Origin of the sequence: Amycolatopsis sp. MEPSY49 (assembly GCF_051337345.1) — a bacterium.
GTDB lineage: Bacteria > Actinomycetota > Actinomycetes > Mycobacteriales > Pseudonocardiaceae > Amycolatopsis.
In genome coordinates, this window is sequence record NZ_JBDLYJ010000003.1 from 804,242 (window position 1) to 814,490 (window position 10,249).

Annotated in this window: 9 protein-coding genes and 1 riboswitch; of the genes, 8 read left to right on the forward strand and 1 reads right to left on the reverse strand. The window is 73.1% G+C overall.

Features of this window, described 5'->3' with window-relative positions:
• The first annotated feature begins 36 nt into the window (after positions 1-36).
• The 8 genes from ABFJ78_RS18110 (at position 37) to ABFJ78_RS18145 (ending at position 8,907) form a co-directional block, all read left to right on the forward strand.
• On the forward strand, positions 37-1,653 hold the full coding sequence (locus ABFJ78_RS18110; RefSeq protein WP_436387500.1) for a penicillin-binding transpeptidase domain-containing protein: 1,617 nt from the start codon (positions 37-39) through the stop codon (positions 1,651-1,653).
• Positions 1,654-1,696: 43 nt separating this feature from the next.
• Entirely contained in the window at positions 1,697-2,461 is a 765-nt protein-coding gene (locus tag ABFJ78_RS18115) for an ArsR/SmtB family transcription factor (RefSeq protein WP_436387501.1), read from the forward strand.
• A 177-nt stretch (positions 2,462-2,638) separates the two neighbouring features.
• The gene (locus tag ABFJ78_RS18120; protein WP_436387502.1) at positions 2,639-4,117 is read left to right on the forward strand and encodes a potassium/proton antiporter; all 1,479 of its coding nucleotides are present in this window, start codon (positions 2,639-2,641) and stop codon (positions 4,115-4,117) included.
• A 452-nt stretch (positions 4,118-4,569) separates the two neighbouring features.
• Positions 4,570-4,684, forward strand: a riboswitch (SAM riboswitch).
• 37 nt (positions 4,685-4,721) lie between these two features.
• Entirely contained in the window at positions 4,722-6,068 is a 1,347-nt protein-coding gene (locus ABFJ78_RS18125; protein WP_436387503.1) for an aminotransferase class V-fold PLP-dependent enzyme, read from the forward strand.
• Positions 6,069-6,084: 16 nt separating this feature from the next.
• Entirely contained in the window at positions 6,085-6,681 is a 597-nt protein-coding gene (locus tag ABFJ78_RS18130) for a hypothetical protein (RefSeq protein WP_436387504.1), read from the forward strand.
• Positions 6,681-7,319 carry a hypothetical protein gene (locus ABFJ78_RS18135; protein WP_436387505.1) on the forward strand — a complete coding sequence of 213 codons (639 nt, stop codon included), beginning with the start codon at positions 6,681-6,683 and terminating at the stop codon, positions 7,317-7,319. Before ABFJ78_RS18130 ends, ABFJ78_RS18135 begins: the two co-directional genes overlap by 1 nt.
• Positions 7,320-7,408: 89 nt before the next feature.
• Entirely contained in the window at positions 7,409-7,981 is a 573-nt protein-coding gene (gene lspA / locus ABFJ78_RS18140; protein WP_436387801.1) for a signal peptidase II, read from the forward strand.
• A complete protein-coding gene (locus ABFJ78_RS18145; RefSeq protein ID WP_436387506.1) occupies positions 7,978-8,907 on the forward strand; it encodes an RluA family pseudouridine synthase in 930 nt (309 codons plus the stop codon). Before lspA ends, ABFJ78_RS18145 begins: the two co-directional genes overlap by 4 nt.
• Here the strand turns inward: ABFJ78_RS18145 and ABFJ78_RS18150 are convergent.
• Positions 8,901-9,932 carry an AsnC family protein gene (locus ABFJ78_RS18150; protein WP_436387507.1) on the reverse strand — a complete coding sequence of 344 codons (1,032 nt, stop codon included), beginning with the start codon at positions 9,930-9,932 and terminating at the stop codon, positions 8,901-8,903. The genes ABFJ78_RS18145 and ABFJ78_RS18150 overlap by 7 nt on opposite strands.
• Positions 9,933-10,249 lie beyond the last annotated feature (317 nt).

A 10,249-nucleotide genomic window follows, 5' to 3' on the forward strand; every position in this document is an offset into this window, starting at 1 on the left:
TTCGTGGGCGGCTTCCTTGGGGGAGGGGATCGCGAAATGAGTCCTGCCAGAAGACGCGGCATCCTGATCGGCGGCGCGCTGCTCGTCGTCGTGGTCGTGGTGGCGGCGTTCTTCGTGCTGAACGGCGGATCGGCGCCCGAGGCGGAGGCCGGGGCGACGAGCGTCGAGAGCCCGGGCGCGGCCGACCCGCACACGGCGATCACGGAGTACTTGCAGGACGTGGCCGAGAACAACCCGGACGCGGCCGCCCGGCTGACCGACGGCGCGCCCGCGGCCGCGGTGGCCCTGCGGGACGCGCGGAACACGCTGAGCCCGAGGTCGGTCGTCGCCAAGCTGACCGTCCTGCAGCCGACCCCGGCCGGGGCGAAGCGGACCAGCGGGACGTTCAGCATGTCGTGGGCCCTCAAACCGGGCAACTGGACCTACGACGTGCCGTTCGAGCTGGTCCAGGCCGACGGGAAGTGGCTCGTGCACTGGGCGCCGTCGCTGCTGCACCCGAAGCTGGAGGCGGGACAGCGGCTGGTGATCAGCACGGCGGTGCCGGACACGACGGCGGTCGCCGACCGGGACGGCAAACCGCTGCTGGTCAACGGGGCAGGTGGCCTGCGCGCGGTCGACGGCGACCCGGCGCCGCTGCTGCGGTCGGCGCTCGGCGGGCAGGTCACGGCGGCGAGCGGGAGCGGCTTCGCCGTCCAGCGCGTCGACACGAGCGGGAAGAGCGTCGAGACGCTGTTCGGGAAGGCCGACGGCGAGGCGAAAGCGCTGACGTCGAGCCTGAGCCTGACCGCGCAGAAGTCCGCGCAAGCCGCGGTGGACAGTTACCAGGGCTCGGCCATGATGGTCGCCCTCGACACCGGCTCGGGCGACATCCTGGCCGTCGCGCAGAACGCGGCCGCCGGGAACTCCCCGAAGGCGCTGCACGGCCTGTACGAGCCCGGTTCGTCGTTCAAGATCGCGACTTCGGTCGCGGCGGTCCAGCAGAGCGGCCTGAACGCGCAGTCGCCGGTCGACTGCCCCGGCGTCGCGACGATCGGGACGCGGACGGTCAAGAACGAGGGCTTCGAGCTGGGCGCGACCACCCTGCAGACGGCGTTCGCGCGTTCCTGCAACACGACGTTCGGGCAGCTGGCGCTGGACCTCCCGGCCGACGGGCTGGTGAAGGCCGCGAACGAGCTGGGCCTCAACGCCGACTACGAGATCCCGGGAATCGACACCGAGCTGGGCAAGGTCGAGCCGGCGGCGAGCAAGGACGAGCAGGTCGAAGACGGGTTCGGCCAGGGCCGGATCCAGGCGAGCTGCCTCGGCGGAGCGCTGATGGCGGCGACGGTGGCGTCCGGCAAGGCCGTCACGCCGCGGCTGTGGCACGACCTGGAGACCACGGTCGTCAAGGGCTACTCGCCGCCGCCCGCGGCGGTGCTCGGGCAGGTGCGGAAGATGATGCGGGCCGTCGTGACCAGCGGGACCGGGCGCGGCGCCGGGGTCGCGGGCGAGGTCTACGGCAAGACGGGCACCGCCCAGTTCGGCGACGGCTCGGACGCCACGGGCTGGTTCGTCGGGTACCGCGGCAACGTGGCGTTCGCGGTGCTCCTGGAGGAGTCCAACGACTCGGGCCCGGCGGTCACGTTGGCGGCGAAGTTCCTGAAGGGGATCTGACGCTTCGGCCGCGGCCGAAGAGCGCGGGTCGTAGCGTGGGGGCATGGAGACGATCGCCCTCGCCGAGGTCGCCGCGGTGCTCGCCGACCCGAGCCGGGCCACCATGTGCCTCGCGCTGCTCGACGGGCGCGCCTGGACCGTCGGCGAGCTGGCCAAGGCAGCCGGGATCGCGCTCTCCACGGCCAGCGAGCACGTCACGCGGCTGGTCGACGCCGGGTTCGTCGTCCGGGTCAAGCAGGGCCGCGCGAGCTACGTCCGGATCGCCGACCCGCGCGTCGCCGAGCTGATCGAGCACCTGGCCCAGCACGCTGTGACATCCGGGGCGCTGCCCCGGGCCGGGGGCTCCGCCACCCGGAGCCCCCGAAAAACTGTCGGGCACCGGCCGGTGACCGGGCTGAAGTCGTCGCTGCGGGTGAAGCGGCTCGGCTTCGCACGCACCTGCTACGACCACCTCGCCGGGGTGCTGGGCGTCGCCGTCCGCGACGGCATGCTCGCCACCGGGCTCGTCGACACGGCCGACGGGCTGACGCTGACCGGCCGCGGCCGCGAGGTGCTGACCGGGCTCGGCGTGCCGGTCGCCGCCGGACGCCGGCCGCTGCTGCGCGACTGTCTGGATTGGACGGAACGCCGCGACCACCTCGCCGGCGCGCTGCCCGCGGCGCTGCTCGACCGGGCGGTCGAAGCGGGCTGGGTCGGCCGGGACGGCCACCGCGCCGTGAAGGTGCATCCGAGCGCCGTCGAGCCGTTCGCGGCGCTCGGTGTCGATCTCGCCGCGCTCGGTGGGCCTTGCCGCGCTGCTGGTCATTGACCCGGCCACAGCCACGGCCGAAGAGTCTCGAGCCACGATCGCCTGCCGCTCGGCGGCGGCCTGCTTCCGGCCGGGTCAATAACACACCGGGTGCCCGACTCGGGCCGGCGGTACACGAACGAGTTAACCCACCCGCTTCACTATTCTGAGTGCCCACGGCACTCGGAGGGAGGCGGCATGGACCAGCTCCCCGTGTTGCTCGGCGTCGGCGGCGTCGTGCTGCTCGCGTCCGTGCTCGCCGTGCGCGTCTCCATCCGGCTGGGCCTGCCTTCGCTGCTGCTGTACCTCGGGATCGGTGTGCTGCTCGGCGAAGCCGGCTTCGGCATCCGGTTCGACAACCCCGAGCTGACCCAGTCGCTCGGGCTCGCCGCGCTCGTCATGATCCTCGCCGAAGGCGGGCTGACGACCCGCTGGTCGGCCGTGAAACCCGCGCTGGGCTTGGGAATCGTACTGTCCACAGTGGCCGTCGTGGTGAGCATCGCGGTCACCGGTGCGGCGCTGCACTTCCTGCTCGGCCTCGACTGGCGGTTCGCCCTGCTGTGGGGCGCGGTGCTCGCGTCGACCGACGCGGCGGCGGTGTTCTCGGTGCTGCGCACGGCGGGGATCGGCAAGCGCCTGGTCGGGGCGCTGGAGCTGGAGTCCGGCATCAACGACGCGCCGGCGTACATCGCGGTCGTCGTGCTGGCCGAAGGCACCACTGTGGACTGGACGCTGCCGCTGCTGGTGGTCTACGAACTCGGCGCGGGCCTGGCGATCGGGCTCGGCTTCGGCTGGCTCGGCGGGATCGCGCTGCGCCGGGCCGCGCTGCCGGCGACCGGGCTCTATCCGCTGGCGACGGTCGCGGTCTGCGTGGTGGCGTACTCGTCCGGCCAGTTGGCGCACGCGTCCGGGCTGCTCGCGACGTACGTCGCCGCGCTGGTGCTGGGCAATTCGCGGCTGCCGCACCGGTCGGACACGCTGTCGTTCGCCGAGGGGCTCGGCTGGCTGGCGCAGATCGGGCTGTTCGTGCTGCTCGGGCTGTTCGCGTCGCCGAGCCGGCTGTTCGAGACGCTGATCCCGGGCCTGGTCGCCGGCGCCGTCGTGCTGCTGCTGGCCCGGCCGATCTCGGTGGTGCTCTCGGTGCTGCCGTTCCGGCTGCCGTGGCGGGAGCAGGCGTTCCTGTCGTGGGCCGGCCTGCGCGGCGCGGTGCCGATCGTGCTGGCCATGATCCCGCTGTCCCAGGGGTTGCCGGGCGCGCAACGGCTGGTCGACGCGGTGTTCGTGCTGGTGATCGTGTTGACGCTGGTCCAGGGCGCGACGCTCGGACCCCTCGGCCGCAAGCTCGGGCTGGCGAAGAAGTCCGAGCCGCACGAGGTCGAGGTCGACAGCGCACCGCTGGACGAGCTGGGCGCCGAGCTGCTGCAGGTCCGCATCCAGCCGGGGTCCAAGCTGCACGGCGTGTACTTGTCGGAGCTTCGGCTGCCGACGGGGGCGACGGTGAGCTTGGTAGTCCGCGAGGGCACGGGGTTCACCCCGCAGAAGACGAGCAGGCTGCAGGAGAACGACCAGCTGCTGGTGGTGACGACGGCCGCGGTCCGCGACGCGGTCGAGCGCCGGTTGCGGGCGGTGGACCGGGCCGGTCGGCTGGCACGGTGGCGGGGCGAGTCGGGGCGGTAACCCGTTCGGGGCCGCGGCCGGGCTGGGACCGATCGGACGATTCGCTGCCGGCTCGACCTGCCTACGAGCCGAGCGCCCGATCAACCCGCCGATCGCGAGGGCGGCCTTTCAAGCGCGGACAACCCAGCCAGGCGCATGAGTCGCCGCCAGGCCCCTTGCGCCGAGCACGTGCCCCAACCCCGGTGTACTGCTCGGCCCCGGCGGTGAAGCGCCAGCCGCCGATGGTCTTGCCGTCGACGGGTTCGGCGGCCAAAGGTTGGATCATGGGGAAGATCTCGGACGCGGAAGATCACCCTGACGGGAAAAGATCACCAGGTGGATGCGGAGAGTGGACAGGGATCGGACAACGCGCGGCTCAAGCAGAGCTCTGACCCTCGCGGGCTGTGAGCGGCGTCTCAGAATGTGAGGCGGGGGTTGGCCGCCGGCCGCGTTCTCGGTTACCTTCGGGCTCAGGTCATGAGTGCCAGCGCCAAGCCCCGGCTTGCTGGCCGGCAACCCTCCTACCGCGGTGGGGTGCCCCGGGTGAAGACCGGGCCGGTCGCGCCGTGCGACGGGCAAGCGCGGGCCCCTCGCCGGGGTCCCCCGGACCGCCGAGGAGGCACCGATGACTCTCGCCATCGACCGCACCAGCACGATCACCTCGCTCGAAACCGTTGTCGCGCACGACATCCCGGCCGTCGCCGGGGCCGCCCTGCGCGTCCCGCTCGTCACCGGCGAGACCGTCGGCTACGCCAACCTCGACCACGCCGCGAGCGCCCCCTGTCTCGACGCCGTCCGCGCGAAGGTCGACGAATTCCTGCCCTGGTACGCCAGCGTCCACCGCGGCGCCGGCTTCGCGTCCCAGGTCTCCACCAAGCTCTACGAGCGCACCCGCGACGTCCTGCGCCGCTTCGTCGACGCCCGGCGGACCGACACCGTCGTGTTCACCCGCAACACCACCGACTCCTTCAACCTGCTCGCCCGCAGCCTGCCCCGGCACACCACGGTGGTCGTCTTCGACACCGAGCACCACGCCGCGCTGCTGCCGTGGCAGGGCCCGAACGTCCGGCGGATCCCGACCCCGCGCACCCGCCTCGCCGCAGTGTCCGCTGTGGACGAAGCGCTCGCGGACGCCCCGCAGGGACCGCGATTGGTGGTCGTCACCGGAGCGTCCAATGTGACCGGTGAGCTCCTTCCGGTCGCCGAAATCGCCGCCGTCGCGCGGAAACACGGCGCTCGCATCGCGCTCGACGCGGCCCAGCTCGCCCCGCACCGCCGGATCTCGATCAAGGAACTGGACGTCGACTACGTCGCGCTGTCCGGCCACAAGCTGTACGCGCCTTTCGGTGCGGGCGCGCTGATCGGCCGCGCCGACTGGCTGCGCGCCGCCCGGCCGTACCTCTCCGGCGGCGGCGCGACCAAGCTCGTCACCGAAGACGCTGTCGTCTGGAACACCGGGCCCGAGCGCCACGAAGCCGGCTCGCCCAACACCGTCGGCGTGTACGCGCTCGGCGTCGCGTGCGAGACCCTGGCCGAAAACTGGGCCGCGATCGAAAGCCACGAGCAGGCCCTGCTGACCCGGCTGCGCAAGGGACTCGAAGGCATCCCGGGCTGCGCCGAGCTGCGGCTGTTCGACGCGCCGGTCGACCGGGTCGGCACGGTCAGCTTCGTCGTCGACGGCTTCGACCCCGGCTGGCTGGCCGCGGTCCTGTCGGCCGAGTACGGCATCGGCGTCCGCGACGGCGCCTTCTGCGCCCACATCGCGGCCAAGCGCCTGATCGGCGTCACGGGCGGCAGCGGGCAGCAGGCGATCCGCGTCAGCCTCGGCCTGGGCAGCACGGAGGAGCACGTCGACCGCGTGATCCGGGCGCTGCGCCAGATCGTCGCGCGCGGAGCCCGCTGGGAGTACGCGAAGGTGGACGGCCGCTGGGCCCCGGTCGGCGACCCGCGGGAGCTGCCGCCCTTCTGCTGAGCGCGAGCCCGGCCCGATGGGGAGAGGGCGGCGGTTCTGGTTCCCACTGGCACTGCTCGGGCTGACGCAGATCGGCCTGGTGGCGGTGCAGTTGCTGTCGCGCCGGAGCCCGGCCGAAGACCAGTCCGCGAACCTCCTCCTCCGGCCGTCGCCGACCGGGGCGGCGGGCTACGGCCGCCTGCAGTTCCTGACCCAGGGTCCGCTGTTCACGCCGGGGCCGGAGCTGCCGGCCGGGCCGGCGTGGCAGGTCGCGCTCGGCGTGGCGGTGCTCGGCACGGCGATCTGGTACTGGTTCGCGCTGCGGCCGGCCCGCACCGGCTGGTTCGTCCTCGGCACGATCGGCGCGCTCCTCGCCGTTCCGCTGCTGGACCTGGTCGGGTCGTGGCAGCTCCGCCTCGGCGACGGGCTGCGCGGCCCGCTGCCGGCCACTCTCGGCCTGCTGGTGCTCGCCGCGTACGAGCGCAGCAAGCTCGTCCTGGTCACCGCGGCCGGGTTCGCCGTGCTCGCCGTGGTGCTCGCGGCCGACCTCGTGGGTGCGCTGCTCTCGGCGGTCGTCCTGCTCACCGCGGCGTTCGCGGTCCTGCTGCGCCGGGCACCCGATACCCTGCGGTGATGGGGAGTGCGCGACGGTCCTGGTTCCCGTTGGCGGCGCTGGGGTTCGCGCTGCTGGTCATGGTGGCGGTCGACCTGCTGCCGAACGAGACCAACGCCGGCTTCGTGGCCGGACGGGGTTACGACCTGAGCCAGCACCTGTCCGGCCTCGGCACCGGCGAGGTTTCCGGCACGGGACTGCCGGACAACCAGCTCTCGGGTATCGCCGTCGCGGTCGCCACCGACGTGGTTCCATCGGCGACGCTCGGCTGGCTCGCCGGCCTCGCCTGCGTGGTGCTCGCCGTCGCCGGCTGGTACTGGCTGTCCCTGCGCCGGGCCGGGACGCCGCCGCGGCCCGTCCGGTTCGTGCTCGGCACCCTGGGCGCGCTGGCGGCCGTCCCGCTGCTCGATCTGGTCGGCGCGCTGGAGCTGCGGCTGCCCGGGGACGTCCGCGGCGCGCTCCTGGCCGCGCTCGGCCTCCTGGTGCTGGCCGCGTACGAGCGCAGCTGGTTCCTCGCGGCCGTCGACGCGGCGTTCCTCCTGGTCGCGACGGTCTTCCCGACCGCGCCGGCCGGTGCATTGGTGTCGGCGGGCCTGCTGTTCGCCGCCGCGTTCGCCGTGCTCCTGCGCGGCCCGGTCACCGCCGCCGACACGGCCTGACCAGCACCGTGGAGAATGGAGCGGTGAGCACCGAGCCCAGCCACTCCGAACCCGACACCGAACCCGCCGCCGAGGCGGCGCCCGAGACCGTGCAGGAGACGCCGGAAGAGCCGGCGAAGCCGCTGCCGAAGCGCCGGGTGGGCTGGGTGTTCGCCGTCGCCGTCGTGTTCTGGGCGGTCGACCTGGTGACGAAGAACCTGGTCGTGGCCAACCTGGAGGGCAAGGAGCCGGTCAAGATCCTCGGCGGGCTCGTCTACCTGCAGGTGATCCGCAACCCCGGTGCCGCGTTCTCGATGGCCACCGGCATGACGTGGGTGCTCGCGCTGGTCGCGCTCGCCGTCGTCATCGCGATCATCTGGCTCTCCCGGCGGCTGCGCTCGATCGGCTGGGCGATCGGCCTCGGCCTCGTGCTCGCCGGGGCGACCGGCAACCTCACCGACCGCATCTTCCGCGCGCCCGGCGGGCTGCAGGGCCACGTCGTCGACTTCATTTCGGCGTTCGCCCCGAACGGCAAGGGCTTCGCGATCTTCAACATCGCCGACTCGGCCATCTGCGTCGGCGGCGCGCTGATCGTGCTGCTTTCGCTGCTGGGCAAGGACTACGACGGCACGTCGACCAAGGACAAGAAGAAGGTCGAGAAGGCGCAGGAGGAGCAGGCGTGAGCTCGCGGATGCTCCCGGTGCCCGACGGGCTCGACGGGATGCGGGTCGACGCCGGCCTCGCCAAGCTGCTCGGCCTGTCCCGGACCGTCGTCGCGGAACTGGCCGAAGCCGGGGACGTGCTGCTCGACGGCCGTCCCGCGGGCAAGTCCGACCGGCTCTCCGGGGGCGGCCTGCTGGAGATCACGCTGCCGGAGCCGGCGAACCCCGTCGAGGTCGTCGCCGAGCCGGTCGAAGGCATGCAGATCCTCCACGACGACGACGACATCGTGGTGATCTCGAAGCCGGTCGGCGTCGCCGTGCACCCGAGCCCGGGCTGGACCGGCCCGACGGTCGTCGGCGGCCTGGCCGCAGCCGGCCTGCGCATCGCGACGTCGGGCGCGGCCGAGCGCCAGGGCGTCGTGCACCGGCTCGACGCGGGCACCACCGGCGTGATGGTCGTGGCCAAGAGCGAGCACGCGTACACGGTCTTGAAGCGCGCGTTCAAGGAACGCACGGTCGACAAGGGCTACCACGCGATCGTCCAGGGCCACCCCGACCCGACGCGCGGCACGATCGACGCCCCGATCGACCGCCACCCGCGCCACGACTACAAGTTCGCGGTCGTCCAGGGCGGCCGCGAGAGCGTCACGCACTACGAGGTCGTCGAGGCGTTCCGGGCGGCGTCGCTGGCGCACATCAAGCTGGAAACCGGGCGCACGCACCAGATCCGCGTCCACTTCTCGGCGCTGCGCCACCCCTGCGTCGGCGACCTGACGTACGGCGCGGACCCGGTCCTGGCCCGGCACCTCGGCCTGAACCGTCAGTGGCTGCACGCGAAGACACTGGCGTTCGCGCACCCGGCGGACGGCCGCTGGGTCGAGTTCGAATCCGAGTACCCGGACGACCTGGCGAAGGCCCTGGAGATCCTGCGGGACGAGAGTTACTGATCCTCGATCGACCAGGTGAGCGTGCGCTCGTCGGGCTCCGGCCGCGGGCTCCAGCGCACCGACACCACCCGCGTCGCGTCCGGCAGGACGTACACCGTGTGGCCGCCCAGGGTTTCGCCCGGCTTGACGCCGATCTTGTGCGGCGGCCGGGACGTCAGCGACACCGGCGCCTTGCCGATCGCGGAGCCGTCGGCGGCGAGCAGCTCGAGGTAGTTGTCGGGCAGCGACGCGAACGGGATCGACCCGCGGTTGGTGATCTCGGTGTGCACGACCACCGCGCGTTCGCCCGCCTCCAGGCGGTATCCCGCCGCGCTGAACAGGTAGTCCGCCGGGTCCTGGACCTCCAGCAGCTGGACCGTCAGCTGCTCGCCCTCCAGGCCCTGGGTTTCCATGACCTCGCCGAGCTTGCCCTTCTTGCCGGTGCCGGCCGGCCGGGCGGGCTCGTCGCCGCGGGCCCACGACGCCGTCTGCGGCAGGCCCCACGTGCTCACCACGGGATCGACCGGCACCGGCGGCGGGGTGAACTGGGGACGCGGTGGCGGGCCGGGGTAGCGCCCGGACGGCGTGCCCTGGACGTTGTAAGGGCCTGAAGGCGCGCCCTGGACGGTGTACGGACCCGAAGGCGCGCCCTGGACGGTGTACGGACCCGAAGGCGCGCCTTGCACGTTGTACGGCCCCGACGGCACGCCCTGCGGGCCGGGGCCGGGGGCGGGCGGCGGCATCGGCGGCGCGGGCTGCTGGGGAACCGGGTGCGACGGCGGCGCGAACTGCTGCGGGGCCGGGAACTGCTGCGGCGGCCGGTTCGCCCACGACGGCGGCGCCCCGGCGATCGCCGCGCGCAACCCCTGCGGGTCGCTCTCGACGCCGACGAGCAGCGGCAGCCCGCTGCCGGACAGCGCGACCAGCCGGTAGGCGACCTCGCGGGGATCCATGCCGACCTTGGCCGCCAGCTCGTGCACCGCGGCCTTGCCGAGGTCGGCGAGCGCGGCGAGCAGGCGGATGTCCACGGGATCGGTCACGGCCACCCACAGAACGCTACCGCCTCCTCGATCCGCCCGCGCCGGCCCCGCTCGGTGGGGCCGCCTCGCCGATCCGATCACGCCGCCCCTGCCCGGCAGAGTTCCGGCAAAGTCGCGGCGGCGTGCTGGCGGCGGCTCCGCCGACGTCTTGAATGACTCATTCATGTCGTGGGAGGTCCTGAATGAGTCATTCAAGACACTCGGGTTCCGCTTCAGCGACCAGGACGCCGACTTTGCCGGGCCCTGCCCCCCGGCGGCGCAGGCTCGCCCGCACCGCCTGCGAGGCCGCGCCCTGTGGGGCCCGCCTTGCCGATCCGCCTGCG

Coding starts and splice junctions, on each gene's coding strand:
- ABFJ78_RS18110 (WP_436387500.1), top strand. CDS start 37: ATGAGTCCTGCCAGAAGACGCGGCATCCTGATCGGCGGCGCGCTGCTC.
- ABFJ78_RS18115 (WP_436387501.1), top strand. CDS start 1,697: ATGGAGACGATCGCCCTCGCCGAGGTCGCCGCGGTGCTCGCCGACCCG.
- ABFJ78_RS18120 (WP_436387502.1), top strand. CDS start 2,639: ATGGACCAGCTCCCCGTGTTGCTCGGCGTCGGCGGCGTCGTGCTGCTC.
- ABFJ78_RS18125 (WP_436387503.1), top strand. CDS start 4,722: ATGACTCTCGCCATCGACCGCACCAGCACGATCACCTCGCTCGAAACC.
- ABFJ78_RS18130 (WP_436387504.1), top strand. CDS start 6,085: ATGGGGAGAGGGCGGCGGTTCTGGTTCCCACTGGCACTGCTCGGGCTG.
- ABFJ78_RS18135 (WP_436387505.1), top strand. CDS start 6,681: ATGGGGAGTGCGCGACGGTCCTGGTTCCCGTTGGCGGCGCTGGGGTTC.